The organism is Staphylococcus condimenti (assembly GCF_001618885.1).
Taxonomy (GTDB): Bacteria; Bacillota; Bacilli; order Staphylococcales; family Staphylococcaceae; genus Staphylococcus; species Staphylococcus condimenti.
Map to the genome: position 1 here is coordinate 1,533,165 of NZ_CP015114.1, position 20,718 is coordinate 1,553,882.

General features: G+C 36.6%; 17 protein-coding genes, 1 riboswitch and 1 other annotated feature. Of the genes, 5 read left to right on the forward strand and 12 right to left on the reverse strand.

Annotated features, from left to right (window positions below):
* The first annotated feature begins 338 nt into the window (after positions 1–338).
* On the forward strand, positions 339–1,049 hold the full coding sequence (locus A4G25_RS07730) for a dihydrofolate reductase family protein (protein ID WP_047131970.1): 711 nt from the start codon (positions 339–341) through the stop codon (positions 1,047–1,049).
* Positions 1,050–1,117: 68 nt separating this feature from the next.
* Here the strand turns inward: A4G25_RS07730 and ychF are convergent, their stop codons facing one another.
* The 4 genes from ychF to A4G25_RS07750 form a co-directional block, all read right to left on the reverse strand.
* Positions 1,118–2,215: a redox-regulated ATPase YchF gene (ychF, locus tag A4G25_RS07735; RefSeq protein ID WP_047131971.1), complete on the reverse strand. Its 1,098-nt coding sequence runs from the start codon at positions 2,213–2,215 to the stop codon at positions 1,118–1,120.
* On the reverse strand, positions 2,215–2,427 hold the full coding sequence (locus A4G25_RS07740) for a DUF951 domain-containing protein (protein ID WP_012664047.1): 213 nt from the start codon (positions 2,425–2,427) through the stop codon (positions 2,215–2,217). The genes ychF and A4G25_RS07740 overlap by 1 nt, the downstream gene beginning before the upstream one ends.
* Before the next feature lie 18 nt (positions 2,428–2,445).
* The gene (locus tag A4G25_RS07745; RefSeq protein ID WP_047131972.1) at positions 2,446–3,345 is read right to left on the reverse strand and encodes a mechanosensitive ion channel family protein; all 900 of its coding nucleotides are present in this window, start codon (positions 3,343–3,345) and stop codon (positions 2,446–2,448) included.
* 89 nt (positions 3,346–3,434) lie between these two features.
* A complete protein-coding gene (locus A4G25_RS07750) occupies positions 3,435–4,250 on the reverse strand; it encodes a ParB/RepB/Spo0J family partition protein (protein WP_047131973.1) in 816 nt (271 codons plus the stop codon).
* Between the two features lie 303 nt (positions 4,251–4,553).
* Positions 4,554–4,904 (forward strand) — a binding site (T-box leader).
* 116 nt (positions 4,905–5,020) lie between these two features.
* Here A4G25_RS07750 and A4G25_RS07755 point away from each other — a divergent pair.
* The 4 genes from A4G25_RS07755 (at position 5,021) to A4G25_RS07770 (ending at position 11,151) form a co-directional block, all read left to right on the forward strand.
* Positions 5,021–6,193: a trans-sulfuration enzyme family protein gene (locus tag A4G25_RS07755; RefSeq protein WP_047131974.1), complete on the forward strand. Its 1,173-nt coding sequence runs from the start codon at positions 5,021–5,023 to the stop codon at positions 6,191–6,193.
* Positions 6,147–7,988, forward strand: a complete 1,842-nt coding sequence (locus tag A4G25_RS07760; protein ID WP_047131975.1) for a bifunctional homocysteine S-methyltransferase/methylenetetrahydrofolate reductase — start codon at positions 6,147–6,149, stop codon at positions 7,986–7,988. The genes A4G25_RS07755 and A4G25_RS07760 overlap by 47 nt, the downstream gene beginning before the upstream one ends.
* Positions 7,985–10,228: a 5-methyltetrahydropteroyltriglutamate--homocysteine S-methyltransferase gene (gene metE, locus A4G25_RS07765; RefSeq protein WP_047131976.1), complete on the forward strand. Its 2,244-nt coding sequence runs from the start codon at positions 7,985–7,987 to the stop codon at positions 10,226–10,228. Before A4G25_RS07760 ends, metE begins: the two co-directional genes overlap by 4 nt.
* 170 nt (positions 10,229–10,398) lie before the next feature.
* Positions 10,399–11,151 carry a cyclase family protein gene (locus A4G25_RS07770; protein WP_047131977.1) on the forward strand — a complete coding sequence of 251 codons (753 nt, stop codon included), beginning with the start codon at positions 10,399–10,401 and terminating at the stop codon, positions 11,149–11,151.
* Positions 11,152–11,847: 696 nt separating this feature from the next.
* Here A4G25_RS07770 and A4G25_RS07775 read toward each other — a convergent pair.
* The 8 genes from A4G25_RS07775 to rnpA all read right to left on the reverse strand — a co-directional run bounded on the left by A4G25_RS07775 (position 11,848) and on the right by rnpA (position 20,717).
* Complete coding sequence (locus A4G25_RS07775) at positions 11,848–13,008, reverse strand: aminotransferase class I/II-fold pyridoxal phosphate-dependent enzyme (protein WP_047131978.1); 1,161 nt, start codon at positions 13,006–13,008, stop codon at positions 11,848–11,850.
* Between the two features lie 95 nt (positions 13,009–13,103).
* Positions 13,104–13,215, reverse strand: a riboswitch (SAM riboswitch).
* 112 nt (positions 13,216–13,327) lie between these two features.
* The gene (locus A4G25_RS07780; protein ID WP_047131979.1) at positions 13,328–14,266 is read right to left on the reverse strand and encodes a hypothetical protein; all 939 of its coding nucleotides are present in this window, start codon (positions 14,264–14,266) and stop codon (positions 13,328–13,330) included.
* A 14-nt stretch (positions 14,267–14,280) separates the two neighbouring features.
* Complete coding sequence (locus tag A4G25_RS07785; protein ID WP_047131980.1) at positions 14,281–15,219, reverse strand: hypothetical protein; 939 nt, start codon at positions 15,217–15,219, stop codon at positions 14,281–14,283.
* A gap of 136 nt (positions 15,220–15,355) precedes the next feature.
* Positions 15,356–16,198 carry a nucleoid occlusion protein gene (gene noc, locus A4G25_RS07790; RefSeq protein WP_047131981.1) on the reverse strand — a complete coding sequence of 281 codons (843 nt, stop codon included), beginning with the start codon at positions 16,196–16,198 and terminating at the stop codon, positions 15,356–15,358.
* A gap of 46 nt (positions 16,199–16,244) precedes the next feature.
* On the reverse strand, positions 16,245–16,967 hold the full coding sequence (rsmG, locus tag A4G25_RS07795) for a 16S rRNA (guanine(527)-N(7))-methyltransferase RsmG (RefSeq protein ID WP_047131982.1): 723 nt from the start codon (positions 16,965–16,967) through the stop codon (positions 16,245–16,247).
* Entirely contained in the window at positions 16,968–18,842 is a 1,875-nt protein-coding gene (gene mnmG / locus A4G25_RS07800) for a tRNA uridine-5-carboxymethylaminomethyl(34) synthesis enzyme MnmG (protein WP_047131983.1), read from the reverse strand.
* 15 nt (positions 18,843–18,857) lie between these two features.
* Complete coding sequence (gene mnmE, locus A4G25_RS07805) at positions 18,858–20,237, reverse strand: tRNA uridine-5-carboxymethylaminomethyl(34) synthesis GTPase MnmE (RefSeq protein ID WP_103163114.1); 1,380 nt, start codon at positions 20,235–20,237, stop codon at positions 18,858–18,860.
* A gap of 132 nt (positions 20,238–20,369) precedes the next feature.
* Positions 20,370–20,717, reverse strand: coding sequence for a ribonuclease P protein component (rnpA, locus tag A4G25_RS07810; protein ID WP_047132150.1), 348 nt, complete (start codon positions 20,715–20,717; stop codon positions 20,370–20,372).
* Position 20,718: the final 1 nt, after the last annotated feature.

Below are 20,718 nucleotides of genomic sequence, written 5' to 3' on the forward strand. Positions count from 1 at the left end.
TTGTAAATAGCGCATTTTTTTAAATTTAGAATTAAATTTTACGTTAGGTGACTTCGTGAAATTTACTGATTCGTTACAACATGACAGACATTTAAAGATTGTATTCCAACAATTAAATGGAGTTGATTAAGCCTCTAGTATATTGTTAAATTCATAATAAAAAGAGTTTAGTTAGACACCCCTCCGTCTAATCAAACTCTTTTTATCGTATCTGAGTATTATTACTCTATTTTCGACACTTATTGTTTGTAACCTCTTTTTAAGGTGCTACCATTAACTATATAAAAATAAGTAGTACGTTGATTATATTTCTTTCCACTACAATAGGAGGTATTTTGATGACTAGACCTAAAATAATTTTGCATATGTCTGAATCAATCAACGGTAATATCACAGGCCCTTATAATAAAGCTGCAGGATCAAACTTAGGAAAAGCATATGAATATGCGGACGAAAAAATAAATTCAAAAGCAATGATATTAGGGCGCAAAACTATCGAAGAAAATTTTACAAGCAAAGAAATGCCTAACCTACCAGAAAATCCTAAATCCTATTCAAGAAATGAGGATTTTATCGCAAATACAGACTTAGATCATTATGTTATTTCTATTGACCCTTCTGGTAAAGCTGCTTGGGAACAAAATTACATCAAATTCCGTAATCGACCTAAAATGCATATTATCGAAGTACTTTCAGAAAATGTATCTGATGCCTATCTTGAACATTTAAGAAACCTAAATATTTCTTATGTTTTCGGAGGTCCAAACAAAAAATTAGATTTAAAATCTGTTGTTTCTAAATTAAATCAACTATTCAACTTAGATAAACTTACCTTATCAGGCGGTGGCGGAGTTAACTGGTCTTTCTTTGAACAAGGATTAGTTGATGAAATTAGTGTCATCATCGCTCCTGTAGTAGATGATCATTTTAACCGTCCAAATTTATTTGATAATAATGATAAAGATAAAAGTGATATCATCCAAAAATATAAAATTCACCATGTTGAACAATTGGACGGAGATATCGTATGGTTATACTACAAAATTTAAATTAATATAAAAAACGGAAAAGTTCTTTAGTTAATCTAAGAACTTTTCCGTTTATTTATTAGCTTTATTTACACGTTAAATCTGAAGTGTACAACGTCGCCATCTTGCATGATATAATCTTTACCTTCTAAGCGCATTTTACCTGCTTCTTTAGCACCATGCTCACCATTATTTTCCACATAGTCTTTAAAGCTTGTAACTTCTGCACGAATGAAGCCGCGTTCGAAGTCTGTATGAATAATACCCGCACATTGCGGTGCTGTCATGCCTTTACGGAATGTCCAAGCGCGTACTTCTTGTACACCTGCAGTAAAGTAAGTCGCAAGACCAAGTAAGTCATAAGTGCTGCGGATTAAACGATCAAGACCTGGTTCTGTAATTCCTAAATCTTCTAAGAACATTTCTTTATCTTCATCATCTAATGTCGCAATTTCTTCTTCAATTTTAGCACTGATTACAATGACTTCAGAACCTTCTTTATCAGCATATTCTCTAATTGCCGTTACCTTTTCATTGTCTGCTTCATTAATTTCATCTTCACCAACATTAGCGATATAAATCATCGGTTTAGAAGTTAATAATTGTGCTTGTTTCACATATTTTGCATCTTCTTCATTGAATTCAAGACTGCGGACAGGGTCCCCGGCCTCTAAAGCTTCTTTGATACGTTCTAAAATACGTACTTCATTCACTGCATCTTTATCTTTTTGACGTGCCATTTTTTCTAAACGTGGTAAACGTTTATCTACAGATTCTAAATCCGCTAATACAAGTTCCATATTAATGACTTCAATATCATCTAAAGGATCTACACGACCAGAAACGTGTGTAATGTTATCATCGTCAAATGCACGAACTACCTGACAAATAGCATCTACTTCACGGATATGTGATAAGAATTTGTTACCAAGACCTTCGCCTTTAGAAGCCCCTTTTACAATACCTGCAATATCAGTAAATTCGAAAGTAGTTGGGATAACTTTCTTAGGATTTACGATATCAGATAATGCTTGTAAACGTGAATCCGGTACTTCTACAATACCTACGTTAGGGTCGATTGTAGCGAATGGATAGTTTGCAGCAAGCGCACCTGCTTTTGTAATTGCGTTAAATAGAGTAGACTTTCCGACGTTCGGCAAGCCCACGATACCAGCTGTTAAAGCCATTATTCATTCTCCTTCTTTTTTGCATCATTTGATACAAGTACTTTTTTTAATTTTTTATTGAACTCTGTACGAGGCATCATAATACTTCGATGGCACTTTTCACATTTAATTCTAATATCTGCACCCATGCGAATAATTTTAAAACGATTTTCACCGCACGCATGTGCTTTTTTCATTTCCACAATATCATTCAGACCATACTGAATTGCCATTTACACAATCCCCCATCATTATGATTTATCATTTTGTCCGAATTGACCGTTATATTGCATCATAACTGGTGTAGGAGACTTGATATCTTCTTTATTCAAGAAGTTCGCAATCTCTTTACGCAAGATACGAGATCCTGGGACGGCATTATTCGGCGTCGTTTCAGCTGCCACTTTTAAAACATAGGCATTACCCGTTAAATCCTCAATACCAAGGATTTCTGGTTTAGAAACAAAAATATAATAATTTGAATGCAATGTTGCTAAGAAATCGTTGAGTTTCTCTTCAACCTTATCTACATCTTCATCCATAGCAATCGGTACTTCCACCAATGCTTTTGCATTTGAAATTGAGAAATTGGTAATCTCAGACATCACACTATTAGGTAAAACTGTCAGTTCGCCAGTATAGGCATGAATGCGTGTCGAACGCAGACCAATCGTTTGAACTGTTCCCTCTGTAATCGGAGTTCCGTTCATATTGATTTTAACATAATCTCCGACATCAAATTGATTTTCAAAGATAATAAAGAAACCTGTAATGATATCTTTAACAATTGTTTGAGCACCAAAGCCGATTGCCAGTCCGACAACGCCAGCACCAGCTAAGAGACCCGTGACACTGATACCGAATTTGCCTAAAATTGTTGTCAGTACGATGAACCATACAACATAACGGACAACGTTTTGCACTAAAGCAGTCAGTGTCACAGAACGTTTTCTGCCATGACTACTCCGATTTTGTAATTTGAAAAATTGTTCAATCGATTTATTTAAGATTTTTATAACAATAACCGCGACAATGATATAAATTAATATCATAATCAACTTGTTCAAAAGATCTGCATATGTTTCAGACTTCGTAAAAGGTTCAATTAATGAATCGAAGACCCCATTTAAAGTATTCCAAAACGTTTTCAAGCCGTCTTCCTCCTGTCTTAACTGCATGATGTTTTAATCATATTTTTTTACATCAAATATACATTTTATCACGAATTACGCACAATTTCTTACGATTCACCATTGAAAGCTTCTATTAAGCGCATAAATTCTTCTTCTGAAGTAAACTCAAATGTAATCTGTCCTTTATTACGTTTGGTGGTAATAGCTACGTTTGTACCATAGCGCTCTTTCAAACGACGTTCTTCTCGTTGAATCAAACGCGGTTTTTTAGTCTGTTGTTTCTCTGGTTTTTCTTTCTTCTCATCAGAAGTCAATTCACTCACGTACTTTTCTAAGCACCGCACACTCCATGCTTCATGAATGGCTTGTTTTGCAGTCCGTTTCATCATCTTTTCATCTTTCAGCATCAATAAAGTACGGCCATGTGCACCTGATAGTTTTCCTTCTTTGATGTATTGCGTAATGTCAGTTGGTAAATTCAACAAGCGCAGCATGTTTGCAATATATGGACGAGACTTACCTAATCGTGTCGCAACTTCTTTTTGTGTCAGTTGCAGATCGTCCATCAATTTACGATAACTTTCCGCTTCTTCCACTGCATTCAAATCTTCACGCTGCAAATTCTCAATAATAGCAAGTTCCATCATATCTGCTTCTGTCATTTCTTTTACAATCGCTGGAATATGTGTTTTACCTGCTTTTTGCGAAGCCCTGAAACGTCGTTCGCCTACTACAATATGATATCCTCTTACAGTTTTACGTAAGATAATCGGCTGCAATACGCCATGTTCATTGATAGACGCAGCTAAGTCTTCTAATCTTGCTTCTTCAAAATGTTTGCGCGGCTGATAGGGATTTGGACGAATGTCTTTTAGTAAAATCTCTTCAACTTGCGCGTGCTGCTCATGTTTATTATCAGACATATCGCAACCCACCTTTCTTATCAATACTCCTCTCTTATTGTAAAAAAAATACGGTCTGCAATAAAGCAATTTTTCTTATTCTTGCTAAAAAGAACAAACTGAATCGTCACACCAAAATAAAAAAATTCAAAAAATTTAAATTTCTTGTACTGCTTGGCGCTCTAAGAATCAAAGCACCTTTAAAAAACTTTTTTACGCATTATTCTGAAAATTCTGTTGACAAACTAATAAAGAGCAATATACAATGTGGTCATCAACAAAAACAAATCTTTTTACACTAAGTTGAACAATTGAATATCGTTCCTAAACACGATAATAAGGAAAGTAGAACTTACACTGCTGGCACAGAGAGCCTCTGACCGCTGAAAGGAGGCGCAGAAAGAAAGTTTGAAAATGGCCTTGGAGTGGTGGTGTCGATATGAGGCATCAACGGGGGCGCCCGTTACAGCGCTACAGTATTAACATTTTTGCACAATGGCGTACTGGATGACGAAACGTTATTTTAAATCATACAGCAACTTGCTGATAATTATAATAGCGGGCCTTATTTCAGTATTGGAGCCATAGACAGATTTAGCGTACTGGAAGAGGTTGCTTTAGCAATAAAGCAGCGAATTAAGGTGGTACCGCGAAGCACAAGCTTTCGTCCTTTACATCCGATTTATTTCGGGTTTAAAGGACGGAAGCTTTTTTTCGTGGTCAGCTTCCCTCCTTAGTTCCAGAACTTCCGCAGCCAAAAGCAATCTCAATAACTAAAGGAGTGTTTATTTATGTCACTATCATCAGAAACAAATTTAATCAAGCACCATCAATTCCCACACATTTTAGCAGCCAACCCGCCATTATACGATTCTTCAACTTTCCCAACAGAATTAATTGGATCAGAAGTATCGTACGATTATGCAAGATCAGGTCATCCGAATCGTGAAGTACTTGAAGAAAAAATTGCAGCACTTGAAGGTGCAGAATACGGCATCGCCTACAACTCAGGCATCGGTGCAATTTCAGCAGTTTTCTTCTTACTAGAAAGCGGAGATCATCTTATCATCCCTAATGATGTTTACGGCGGAACGTACCGTTTATGTACACAGTTTTTACCAGGATTAAATATTGAAGTGACAACTGTAGATACCACAAAACCTGAAGAAGTGGAAAAAGCGATTAAAGAAAACACAAAGCTGATCCATATTGAAACACCATCAAATCCATTATTTAAAGTGACAGACATCAAAGCTATCGCAGATGTAGCGAAAGCACATAACTTATTGTTATCTGTCGACAATACTTTCTTAACACCATTATCACAAAAACCTTTAGAATTAGGCGCTGATATCGTAAGCCACAGTGCTACTAAATTCTTAAGCGGACACAGCGATTTAATCGCAGGTATTGTGGTGACTAATAACGCAGAAGCAGCAGAACAATTAAGATTTATCCAAAATACGTTAGGCAGTGGATTATCAGCACAAGATAGCTGGACACTGACAAAACATCTGAAAACATTACATGTACGTTGGAATCAATCCGTACAAAACACACAAAAAATTGTTGAATTCTTAAAAACACGCCCAGAAATTACAGAAGTTTATTACCCAGGAAATGATGAAATCAATAAAAAACAAGCTGAAAATGGCGGTGCAGTATTAAGCTTCCGACTAAGCGACCCTGAAAAAGTACCTGAGTTCGCAAGAGCATTGAAAATACCTCAAATCGCAGTCAGCTTAGGCGGTATTCAAACAATTGTTTCTCATCCAGCAACAATGTCACATGCTTCAGTTCCTGAAGATGTACGTAATGAACGCGGTATTACATTTGATTTATTGAGATTAAGTGTTGGATTAGAAGACCCTGACGAATTGATTGCAGATTTTGAAGCAGCATTGGAGGAAGCATACTATGAGCCGATTTCTACAAACTTTGAAAGAGAACGTCTTAGTAGCTGACGGTGCAATAGGAACGATTCTTTACTCCGAAGGGATCGATACTTGTCCCGAAGCTTATAACATAACACACCCGAAAAAAATCGAACAAATCCATCGCTCTTACATTCAAGCAGGTGCTGATGTCATTCAAACTAATACTTACGGTGCGAACTTTGAAAAACTCCAAACATTCGGATTGGAGCACCAAGTGAAAGACATTACACGTGCGGCTGTAAGAATTGCTAAAAAAGCAGCCAATGAAAACACCTTTATTTTAGGTACTGTAGGTGGTTTCAAAGGTGTTAAACAAAATGAATTATCGCTATCGACAATTCTTTATCATACAGATATTCAAATTGAAACGCTCATTGATGAAGGCGTAGATGCATTATTATTTGAAACTTACTATGATTTGAATGAACTCTTGCAAGTCATCAGAGCGACGAAGAAAAAGTACGATATTCCCGTTATCGCACAACTTACCGCTTCAAATACGAATTATCTGCAAGATGGTACTGAAATTAACGAAGCACTCAAACAAGTGGAAGCAGAAGGTGCAGACGTCATCGGTTTGAATTGCCATCATGGCCCACATCATATGCAGCAATCTTTTACACATATTGAACTTCCGCAACATGCATTATTATCATGTTATCCGAATGCAAGCTTGCTTGATTTTGAAAATTCTTCTATTAAGTACAGCGACAATGCATCGTACTTTGGAAAAATTGCGAAGTCACTTGTAAAAGAAGGGGTGCACTTGATCGGCGGTTGCTGCGGTACCACACCAGAGCATATTCATTATATAAAAGAAGCCGTCGAAGGATTAGAACCGATTAATGAGAAGAAAGTGATTCCAATCAGACGCAAAAGCAATCACCCTTCCATTCCGGTTCAAAAAGATAACTTAACTACAAAAGTAAAATCAGGTCCTACTGTCATTGTAGAACTTGATACACCGAAACACTTAGATACAACTAAATTTTTTGCCAATGTAACAAAACTTGATAAAGCCAATGTAGATGCGATTACCTTAGCTGACAATTCTTTAGCCACAGTACGTGTCAGCAATATCGCTGCAGCAAGTATTATCAAACAAAATTATAATATCGAACCTTTAGTGCACATCACATGTCGAGACAGAAACTTAATCGGACTCCAATCCCACTTACTAGGTTTATCACTGTTAGGCATCAACGAAATCTTAGCGATTACAGGCGATCCTTCAAAAGTCGGTCACCTGCCAGGTGCTACTAACGTATACGATGTGAACTCTAAAGGATTAACAGAATTAGCTGTCCGTTTCAATCAAGGATTGAACATCGACGGCGGCGCATTAAAGACTACCACTAATTTCAACATCGCTGGCGCATTCAACCCGAATGTCCGCAAGATGGAAGCAGCAGTGCGGCGTTTGGATAAGAAATTAGACAGCGGTATGAATTACTTTATCACTCAACCTGTTTATACGGTTGAGAAAATCCAAGAAATCGCTGAAAAAACAGCACATTTAGATTCACCGTTCTTTATCGGTATCATGCCGATTACAAGTTACAGGAACGCACAATTTTTACACAATGAAGTACCTGGTATTACTTTGCCAGAAGATGTATTAGAGCAATTTGAAGCAGTTAAAGATGATAAACAAAAAACAAAAGAATTGAGCTTAAAAATTTGTAGAAGGTTAGTAGATGAAGTCACAAAACACTTTAATGGCTTATATCTCATCACACCATTTGAACAAGTAGATTATTCACTAGAACTTGCAACTTATTTTAAAACTAAAACCGAAAGTAATCAGGAGGCAATAATATGACAATTAAAACAGCTAATATCGGATTCCCACGTTTAGGACGCAAAAGAGAATGGAAGAAAGCAATCGAAAGTTACTGGGCAGGCAAAACAAACTATGATGAATTAACAGAAACATTAAACGACTTGCATAAAGAAAATCTTTTATTACAAAAGAACTATAATATCGACAGTGTACCTGTTGGAGATTTCTCATTATATGATCATGTACTTGATACATCTTTATTATTCAACATCATCCCAGAACGTTTCCAAGGTCAAGAAGTCAATGATGACTTACTATTTGATATCGCACGCGGTACAAAAGAACATGTCGCAAGTGCTTTAATCAAATGGTTCAACACAAACTATCACTACATCGTACCTGAATGGGATAATGCACAACCAAAATTGAATCGTAATGTATTACTTGAAAGATTCCAATTTGCACAACAACTTAATGTCCCTGCACACCCTGTGATTTTAGGACCTGTATCATTTGTACAATTATCACGCGGCGGAGATCAATCATTTGAAGAAAAAGTCGAAACTTTACTGCCATTATACAAAGAAGTCTTACAATCATTAGTAGATGCTGGTGCGGAATATATCCAAATTGATGAACCTGTATTAGTTACAGACAATGCGAAAGAGTTAGAAGACATTACACGTCATGTCTACAACTACTTCGAAAAAGCAGGCTTAGCAGACAAATTAGTTATCCAAACTTACTTCGAACATGTAGATTTAGAATTTGTAAACAGCTTACCAGTTAAAGGCTTTGGTTTAGACTTCGTTCATGACCGCGGTGTGAACTTACAACAAATCAGAGACGGTAAATTATCTAAAGATAAAGCATTATATGCAGGTATTATCGATGGCCGTAATGTATGGGCTGCAGATATCGAAGTTAAAAAAGATTTAATTGAAGAATTACAACAATATACAGACGAGTTAGTCATCCAACCGTCTTCTTCTTTACTTCATGTACCAGTTTCTTTAGATGATGAAGTTTTAGATGAAACAATTGAAGAAGGTTTAAGCTTTGCGACTGAAAAACTAGATGAATTAGACGCTTTAAAACGTCTTATCAATAATGGAGATTCAGAGAAATACGATCAACTGAAAGCACAATATGAACATTTCCAAAATCAAGCATTCAAAAATCTTGAATATGACTTTGACAGCGTACGTACACATCGTGAATCAGCATTCCCTGAACGTAAAAAAGTTCAAGATGCACGCTTAAAATTACCTGAGCTGCCAACAACAACAATCGGTTCATTCCCACAAACAAAAGAAGTGCGTAAGAAACGTGCAGATTGGAAAAACCACCGTATCAGCGATGAAGAGTACAACCAATTCTTGCGAGATGAAATTGCACGCTGGATTCAAATCCAAGAAGATATCGGCTTAGATGTCTTTGTACATGGTGAATTCGAACGTAACGACATGGTTGAATTCTTCGGCGAAAGATTACAAGGCTTCTTAGTTACTAAATACGGATGGGTACAATCTTATGGTTCTCGTGCTGTTAAGCCGCCAGTTATCTATGGAGATGTTAAATGGACAAAACCAATCACAGTGGAAGAAACAGCTTATGCACAAAGCTTAACGGACCACCCTGTAAAAGGTATGCTGACAGGTCCAGTTACAATCTTGAACTGGTCATTTGAACGTGTAGATATTCCACGCCAAGAAGTACAAGATCAAATCGCTTTAGCGATTAATGAAGAAGTATTAGCATTAGAAGATGCGGGTATCAAAGTTATTCAAGTAGATGAACCAGCATTACGTGAAGGTTTGCCGCTTCGCAAAGAATATCATGAAGAGTACTTGAAACAAGCATTGCGTTCATTCAGATTAGCAACATCATCAGTGGCAGATGCTACGCAAATCCATACGCATATGTGCTATTCTCAATTCGGCGAAATCATTCATACTATCCACGATTTAGATGCAGATGTTATCTCAATCGAAACGTCTCGAAGCCACGGTGCTTTAATTAAAGACTTTGAGGATATTACGTATGATTTAGGTATCGGATTAGGTGTATATGATATTCACAGTCCACGTATCCCGACTGAAGAAGAAATCACAGTTGCAATCAACCGCGGATTGCAAGAAATCGACCGTTCATTATTCTGGGTAAACCCAGACTGCGGCTTGAAAACACGTAATGAAGACCAAGTAAAAGAAGCATTATCTGTCTTAGTATCAGCCGTTAAAAAATTACGCCAAGAACAAGGCCAAGAAACAGCATAAGCCAAAAGAAATTGAGTTGAGCAGTGCATGATTAGGTCTCTCCTTCCCCTAATCATGCTGCTAAACTCAATAATATGAGATATATCCCGCCGATTTATCTCTTAAAAATCAATCTTTTAAGTATTTATTATTTTTAACAAAAACAACAATGCAGCAGCAGCGAGGTGTTTATGATGAGTTATCCTTTATGGGATCAGCTGAAAACTTTGAAAGAAAATAAATGGGTCGATTTGACGCATACATTTGATTCAAAGAGTCCACATTTCAGCGCATTAGAAGAAGCATATATCGATACGATCAGTACAGTACCTGAAGATGGGTTTTTCGTTCAAAGATGGAGTGTTGCGACACAATATGGCACACATATTGATGCACCTATCCACTTTGTAGAACATAAACGTTATTTACATGAGCTCGATTTAAAAGAACTCGTATTGCCCCTTATCGTGCTTGATTATTCTAAAGAAGTAGCGGAAAATCCTGACTTTCGTCTTACACGTCAAGATTTATTAGAGTGGGAAGACCAGCACGGCCGCATTGAACCCGATTCCTTCGTTGCGTTCCGCAGTGATTGGTCAAAACGCTGGCCGAACGTTGAACAATTTGAGAATAAAGATGCTGAGGGCAATCCTCATGCTCCTGGATGGGCATTAGATGCATTACAATTCTTACTTGAAGAACGCGGTGTTAAATCAGTAGGACATGAAACTTTTGATACAGATGCTTCTGTGGATGTCGCAAAACACGGCGACTTAATCGGAGAGCGTTATGTATTAGGCCAAGATACGTTCCAAATCGAATTATTAACAAATCTTGATCAACTCCCTGAAAGAGGGGCAGTGATTTATACAATCAGCCCTAAACCTGCAGATGCACCTGGGTTCCCTGTCCGTGCATTTGCAATCACTCCAGAAAAGCAGTAATGGACAAGCGATCATCCATTAACTGCAGCCATTATGAGTGAAATGATTAAAATAAACATATCGGCTACATGCCCTGGGTCCACAGGAATTGGGGCATGAATCGCCATTGTTCTTAAACCCGATTAAGAACATTCTTTTCATTATCTGGTATATATCTTCACCCGATAAGGATATATACTGAATTTCATTTATTGCCACTTCCCGATAAACGGCAATAACCTAACTCCTTTTACTAATTATAAAAAGAAGACACTGGATATACGGCAGCACCTCCCACCACCCCGTGTGTGTTGTAGCCGTAAATCCAGTGTTCTATTTTTTTGAAGATTATTTCTAAAATTTATATGTAGTAAAAAAAATGAGAGATGAAACAACTTTTGTTGTCTCGCCTCTCATTTTTTCGTTGTGTTTTTGTAACTTTCAAAGTAGTTTGCACAGTGACTTTAACAGTCGCTGCTTATTTATTGTTAAAGAAGACAATGAAAATAGCCGATTATGCTGAGAACATAATCGACTATTTCAATAAGCCTAAGGTAGAATATGGCTCAGACCATACGCCTAACATTTTTACACTCAGTCTTCTTTACCAGGACGTCTGAGTGTTTTTTATTACACCTATATAATAGCACCTTTTGTAACTTCTTATAATTATAATATGTGGCTAAACCGCCTAAACTGTTTGGTATTAATTTACAGTTATTTTTTATACATAGTGCTAAGTGATTTTAACCGCTTCGCTGCTTCATCTAATTGTTCATCATCTAATGCAAGAGAAACACGTACATAATGATTGCCATTATCGCCAAATGGAATACCTGGCGCAACTAATATAGACCGATCTTGTAATAGGAATTCCACAAATTGTTCTCCAGTATAACCTTCAGGTGTCTTTAACCATAAGAATATACCGCCTGTCATAGGTTCATATGGAATAGCACCTTCATCTAAAATAGCAGTCAAGCGATCTCGACGTTTTCTGAACACTTCACTTTGTTGTTCTAAAAAATCATCATAATTATTTAAAGCAAAAGTAGCCGCATCTTGTAATGCACCGAACATGCCAGCGTGGTGATGTGTATGGTATTTCTTCAATGCTTGAATAACATCTTTATTCCCTACCGCAAATCCGACACGATAACCTGACATATTATATCCTTTAGACAGTGAGTAGACTTCTATCGCTACATCCTTTCCATCTTTTGATTGCAAAATGCTCGGATTTTTATGGTCAAATCCAAAGGCAGCATAGGCAAAATCATGTACGATTTTAGTTTGTGTTCCTTTGAATTTTTGAATCGCTTCATCGAACACTCCTTGTGTTACTGTAGAGCCTGTCGGGTTATTCGGATAAGTTAAATAGATAAGCTTCGTTTGTTTCAAGATATCCTCAGGCACTTTATCCCAATCCGGCTGGTAATTCGGAGGTTCTAACTCTAATGCATAGGGATGCGCATCTGCAAATAAAACGCCCGCCAGATAATCCGTATATCCAGGGTCAGGCAGCAACACATAATCTTCTGGATTTACAATACAGTTCGGTAAGCCTACCAGACCATTTTTAGTACCGTATAAAATACATACTTCATCATCTTTATCTAATTCAACGCCATATTGACGTTGATAAAAATCGACAATCGCTTGTTTGAATGTTTCTTTTCCATGGAACGCTCCATATTTCTGGTTTTCAGGAACACGCAAAGCATCTGCAAATTCATCGACAATTCCTTTAGGCGTTTCCCCATCCGGAATACCTACTGCCATGTTGATGAGAGGAAGCGGTCCATGTTCAATCTTTCTTCCCATTGTTTTTCCAAAATAACTATCTGGTATCTTCGCTAACCTTCTTGACATTACCATTCATAGTCCCCCTTTGTTTTGATAGATACATCATACTTGTTTCAAAAAAAGCTATATGTCACTGTATAAGCAACATATAGCTGACTATGTATATGCACCTATCTTTCAAGTTGTACTTGTTGGATGAAGCACAGTGAGGTCAGTCTAAATAACCTTCTGTTGCTGAAGCTTCATAGGGCCAATTCCCTCTGCTTCTCTTGATAAGTTTGATTAATGTAATTAACGCCTTTCATTGTACTAAAAATTCTGACATTTTTCAATTATAGGACTGACCTATAAAAAAACTCCGCAGCAAATAAACTGCAGAGTTTTATAAATATTATTCAGGTTGGCCTTTAGCATCGAATTTTTCTACCGACCCATCTGAATTAACGATATAAGAACCTGCAAGGTTGCCAGACTTATCTACAAATGAAAAGCCCCACTTGCCATCTTCTAATTGTTCAGGTTCTTTATACGTATAAGTGCTTGTATCTAATTTATGACCCTCGTAGTCTTCCACTTTATCAATCACATTAGCACGTGTTACTGTACCGCCTGAACTTGTGCTCTCTTTTGTGTTGCTTTCAGAAGAAGAAGCAGACTTGCTGCTTGTTCCTACTTCAGGTGTTTCACTAATCGAAATCATATTTACCACTTTAGAAAAGTTTGGATTATCCTTATATTTTTCATACAAGTCTTTAAGGTTATAGATTGCACCGTAATCCAATAATTGTTGATACGTATTTGTTCCTTTTTCAGGCATAATAATGATTTGTGAATCTGTCATAGCCATCATCGTAAGATAGTTGCCTTTTGATTCATATGACTCATAAACATCCATATTAGAAGGCTGTCCTGGTACTTGCCCGTCAAATGTTCTTTGGAATTTAATATTTTGGATTGATTCTTGTACCTTGTTCATACTATCCCATTTCTCATAACTATGGTTTAATAATTCTTCTGCGGAAACGGTTGTTTCTGCATACTTTGAATGTCCCACTGCAAACATTGCTAAAGCAATCTTTTCTTTGTTAGTGAGTTGATTAAAGCTTTTGATATTATCAGATGTTTTCTCTGATCCGGAATTGTCATTTTCGCTATTCTTTTCTGAAAACCCTTCTTTATCGGTTTGCTTTTCAGAAGTTTTGTTTTCTTTATGCTGTGCTTCTTGTTTAGTGTCTTCTTTGCTGTCTGATGATTTATTGTCACTATGTCCGCATCCTGAAAGTAAGAGGGTTAAAGTTGCAGAAGCAGCAAACAAATACTTCAATTTCATCTGTTGTTGTCCTCCTATTCAGGTTGGCCTTTAGCATCAAATTTTTCTACTGATCCATCTGAATGAACAATATATGATCCTGCAAGATTGCCTGATTTATCCACAAATGAGAAGCCCCAGCTTCCATCACTCTTTTGTTCAGGCTCTTTGTACGTATAAGTGCTTGTATCTAAATTATGGCCTTCATAATCCTCTACTTTATCAATCACATTAGCACGTGTTACTTTTTCTCCAGAATCTGAAGAATTGCTTTCACTTTCGCTGTCATTACTTGAGTCACTTTCTTTTGGTGCAGGTTCAGATGATTCTGTAAAAGTTATAAGATTTGCTACTTGTTGGAAATTTTTATCTTTATATTGGTTATAAAGATCTTTAACATCATATAATCCGCCCATATTTACTAGATGTTGATACGGGTTAATCCCTTGTGTGCCTGAAATCAATACTTGTGTATCACTGATACCAACCACTAAAGCAAAAGGCCCTCTTGAATCATATGGAGTAGCGTAAAACTTCATATTTGAAGGTGCATTTGGAATCATATCTGGACTAGCTTTAGGTAAAGAAAGTTGTTGAATTGAACGTTGAGTGTCTCCTCCGTTCCCTTTATGAACATAACTATGATTCAGCAACTCACTAGGAGTGACTGTAAATTCAGCTGATTTAGGTGCATATAATGCCAAAGCGACTTTTTCTTGAGGCGTAAGTTGACTTACAGGTTTAACATTTGAGTTTGATTCTTTTTTCGATTCAGAATTTTCATTAGATTGATTTTTGCTAGTTGAGTTTGATGTTGAATTTGAATTTGATTCTTTTTTCTCAGTTTTTTGATTATCGTCTTTTTTAGTCTTTTCTTCATGCTTAGTATCGTTGTCTGATTTTTCTTGTGAACCGCAACCTGCTAATAAAATAGTAAGTGCTGCTGTAGCAGAAAATAAGTGTTTGATTTTCATGTTTGTCCTTTTTCTCCCTTTTTGTTTAATTAACATACACTCTTATTATATATAAAGGGGTGGACATATTGTATACTTCTATTTAAGTTTTTTAAAACAATTTAAAAAAAGTCACTCGCACAATAGCGAATGACTTTTAACGTTTATAAACTCTTATTTTTATTTCTAAGTAATCATCATGATCACGTTCTTTTTGTTCTACATGGATACCGCTTTGTTCTATTTTATCTAAGCTGCTTTGAAGTGTTTCGCGTGCATTTGTTAGATCTTTAGCAAATTGGAATGGTTTGGCTTTTACCTTTTCAGGACCAACCAGTGTTTTCACTCTTGCTTCTGTTTGTTTAACATTCAAATGCTGATCGATAATCGTTTGAACCATTTCTTCTTGTTGTTCGAAAGTTAAGCTGAGTAATGCTCTAGCGTGGCGTTCTGTTATCTTTCCTTCAGAAAGTTTCTGCTTTACTTTAGGAGCAAGTTTCAATAAGCGTAATTTATTAGCAATAAAACTTTGGCTTTTTCCGACACTTTGTGCTAATTCGCTTTGCGTTGTATCTCCAAGTTCTAATAACTTTTGATACGCTTCAGCTTCTTCAACAGCTGATAAATTTTCACGTTGAATATTTTCAATCAATGCTACAACAGCAGTTTCCTCATCTGTCATTTCACGAATGATAACATCCGCATATGCCATTTGATTAGCATTCAATGCTCGGAAACGACGTTCTCCTGCAATGATTTCAAACATACCTTCTTCAATCGGACGCACGACAATGGGTTGAAGCAGTCCATGTTCTTGAATGGATTCAGCAAGTTCATTAATTTTATTTTGATCAAAAACTTGTCTTGGCTGATATCGATTCGGTACAATGCGCTCAATTTGAATGGATTCAACATTATTATTACGTTCTTCTTCTGTATAGCCTGTGATATCTTCGTCTTTATTTGTTAAACCGAAAAGTTTAGAAAAAGGCTTTTTCATTGTCCATTCTCTCCCTCTAAATATACTTATATACTAATATTTATTTCTATTTTAGTAAAGGAGATTTATTAGGTGTACCTGCTTTTCGCGGGTACTTTTTCGGTGTTTTACTGCGTTTTTCAATAATAATCATTTGACGTTCTCCTGCATCACCAGGCAATTCAAATGTTTCAACCGCTTCTACTCTTCCACCGAACACACCAATACCAAATCGAGCTTCTTCTAATTCTTCTTCACCTTTAGAAGATTTCATCGCGATAAAGTGGCCGCCTGTTTTCACTAAAGGCAGACATAACTCGCTTAATACTGAAAGGCGCGCTACAGCTCGTGCTGTTACGATGTCATAAGACTCCCGGTTGTCTCCTCTGGTATTGCCGAAGTTCTCTGCACGTTCATGAACAAAACTGACTCCGCGCAGATCTAATGCATCAGCAAGATGATTTAAGAATTGAATACGTTTGTTTAATGAATCTACAATCGTCACCTTTAATTGTGGAAATACAATTTTCAAAGGAATACTTGGGAAGCCGGCACCTGCGCCGACATCACAAATACTCAATTCCTGATTCATATCAATATAAAATGCTGCTGTGATTGAATCATAAAAGTGCTTTAAATAAACGCCTTCTTCATCAGTAATACTTGTTAAGTTCATCTTTTCATTCCACTCTACAAGCATTTCATAGTAAGTTTGAAACTGCTGCTTTTGTTTATCATTTAATGTTATATCATGTTCTTGAAGCTTTTCAGCCAGCCACTCAACACTCATCTATTTCACCCTTTCAAGTTTACCTTGTTCTAAATATACAAGTAAAATTGAAATATCTGCAGGGTTAACACCTGAGATACGTGAAGCTTGTGCAATGTTCAACGGTTTAACTTCAGCCAATTTTTCTCTTGCTTCACTTGCTAAGCTGTCAATTTTACTATAGTCCAAATCATGCGGGATTTTTTTCTGTTCCATGCGTTTTACTTTTTCAACTTGTTGCAATGATTTATTGATATAGCCTTCATATTTTGTTTGAATTTCCACTTGTTCTTCCACATCTGCTGGAATTTGATGGTCTTCTTCTAAAATATCTAAAATAGCTTGGTAATCCATTTCAGGACGGCGTAATAATTCGATAGCTAAGATACCGTCTTTAAGCGGTGAACCATTACGTGATTTAATTACTTCTTGTGTATGTTCGTTTGGTTTAATACGAATATTAGTAAGACGATTGATTTCCGCTTCGATTTGATCACGTTTTTCGTTGAAACGTGCATAACGTTCATCAGAAATCATACCTAATTCATGACCTAAATCAGTTAAACGTAAATCAGCATTATCGTGACGTAATAATAAACGGTATTCTGCACGAGAAGTTAATAAACGGTAAGGTTCGTTTGTACCTTTTGTTACAAGATCATCGATAAGTACACCGATGTAAGCATCTGAACGACTTAATACTTTTTCACCAGTACCAAGCACTCTGCCGGCAGCATTAATACCAGCCATAATACCTTGACCAGCTGCTTCTTCATAACCTGATGTACCATTGATTTGACCCGCTGTGTATAAGTTTTTAATTTTCTTAGTTTCTAAAGTCGGCCATAATTGCGTTGGTACAATCGCATCATATTCAATGGCATAACCTGCACGCATCATGTCTGCTTTTTCTAGACCTTCAATCGTTTGAAGCATTTCACGTTGTACGTGTTCAGGCAAGCTTGTAGAGAGGCCTTGAACATAAACTTCATTAGTATCGCGACCTTCTGGTTCTAAGAACAATTGGTGACGTGGTTTATCGTTGAAACGTACATATTTATCTTCAATTGAAGGGCAATAACGAGGGCCTGTACCTTTAATCATACCTGAATACATTGCAGATAAATGCAAGTTATCATCAATTACTTGGTGTGTTTTATCATTTGTATAAGTTAGCCAGCAAGGAAGTTGATCTAAAATAAATTCAGTTGTTTCGAAACTGAATGCGCGACCTACATCGTCACCAGGTTGAATTTCAGTTTTACTGTAATCAATAGTTTTAGCATTAACACGCGGAGGTGTACCTGTTTTGAAACGTACAATATCAAATCCAAGTTCTCTTAAGTTATCTGCTAAAGTAACTGAAGGCAATTGATGGTTAGGACCACTTGAATATTTTAAGTTTCCTAAGATGATTTCACCGCGTAAAAACGTACCTGTAGTAATAACTACTGCTTCAGATCGGTATTCCGTTCCAATATTTGTACGAACACCTTTGATTTCATCATCTTCAATGATTAAATCATCTACCATCCCTTGCATAATGTGCAAGTTCTCTTCATCTTCTAACACACGTTTCATTTCTTTTTGATATAACACTTTATCTGCTTGTGCTCTCAATGCACGGACTGCTGGACCTTTACCTGTGTTCAGCATACGCATTTGAATGTGTGTTCTATCAATTGTCTTAGCCATTTGGCCGCCAAGTGCATCAATTTCACGTACTACAATACCTTTAGCTGGACCGCCCACTGATGGGTTACATGGCATAAATCCAACGTTATCTAAGTTAATTGTCAGCATTAATGTTTTAGCACCGCGTCTTGCAGAAGCTAATCCTGCTTCAATTCCGGCATGTCCGGCGCCAATGACAATTACATCATAATCCAAACTCATTTTTTGACCTCCCTATTATTTTCCGAGACAGAACTGACTGAATAATTGATCAATCAATTCGTCACTTGCACTTTCTCCGATAATTTCTCCTAATATTTGCCAAGTTCTTGTTAAGTCAATTTGTACCATATCCATCGGTACACCCGCTTCTGCTGCATCTATTGCATCTTGAATCGCATTACGCGCTTGTTTTAATAAAGAAATGTGTCTTGAATTGGAAACATATGTCATATCTTGGTTTTGCACTTCTCCACCAAAGAATAAGTCGCGAATTTGTTCTTCTAATTGATCAATACCTTCTTGTTTCAACATTGAAGTTTCAATCACTGGCATATCTCCAACCATAGATTTCACTTCATCTAAATCTAAATGTTGTTCAAGGTCAGTTTTATTTACAATGATAATCGCATCTTCATTTTTAATGACTTCATATAATTTGCGGTCTTCTTCTGTAAGACTTTCATTATAGTTAAGTACAAATAAGATTAAATCTGCTTCGCTCAATGCTTTTCTTGAACGTTCTACACCGATTTTTTCTACGATATCTTCAGTTTCGCGAATGCCTGCAGTATCTACTAAACGTAAAGGTACACCGCGTACATTAACATATTCTTCTAAAACATCTCTTGTTGTACCGGCTACTTCTGTAACAATCGCCTTGTTATCTTGAATTAAATTATTAAGCATCGAAGACTTACCTACATTCGGCTTACCTACAATAACAGTAGACAACCCTTCTCGCATAATCTTGCCTTGAGTTCCAGTTGCTAAAAGCTTATCAATATCTTCTTTAATCTCTTTAGACTGCTTTAATAAGAACTCTGTTGTCGCATCTTCAACATCATCATATTCCGGATAATCAATGTTCACTTCAACTTGGGCTAAGATTTCTAAAATAGATTGACGCTGGCGTTTAATCATATCACTCAAGCGACCTTCGATTTGATTCATCGCAACTTTAGACGCCCGGTCTGTCTTAGAACGGATAAAGTCCATGACTGCTTCTGCTTGTGATAAATCAATTCTGCCATTTAAGAAAGCACGTTTTGTATATTCACCAGGTTCAGCCAATCTTGCGCCATATGACATCGTCAATTCTAGAATATGATTAATTGTTAAAATACCACCATGGCAATTAATCTCAACGATATCTTCTCTTGTAAATGTTTTCGGTGCCCGCAGCACAGATACCATAACTTCTTCTACCACTTCATTGGTTTCAGGATCAACGATATGTCCGTAGTTAATTGTATGTGATTCAACCTCGGCTAATGGTTTCTTTCCTTTATATAACTTATCCGTTATTTCAACAGCTTCTTTACCAGATAATCTGACAATACCGATTGCACCCTCACCCATCGGAGTGGAGATACTTGTAATTGTATCTAAATCCATCATGCTGCTTCGCCTCCTCTGCTTAATTTTCTAACTATATAATTGTAAAGACTTTTAATGTAAATTGCTACATATGTGTTCGAATTTCTTTAAGTTAGTCTTACGTTTGTCTAACCTAAGACTTCGGTATGTCTACTTTATTCTCTTATTGAATAATTTTGCAACTTTTAAAACGTGTTCTAAGCTTTTTTGTATTTCGAGTACTGTCATGTCTTTAGCAGGATGTCTGGCAATGACAATAATATTTCTAGGCAATATATCATCTTTATGTACTTTAAAATTTTCTCTGATCGCTCTTTTGATACGATTGCGCGTCACAGCATTACCCAGCTTCTTTGAAACACTAATACCTAATTTAAAATGAGTCAATCCCTTATCCGGCATCATATAAATAACAAACTGGCGATTTGCTACCGACTTTCCTCTTCTATATATCGCTTGGAAATCGCTGTTCTTCTTAATACGGTATGCTTTTTCCACT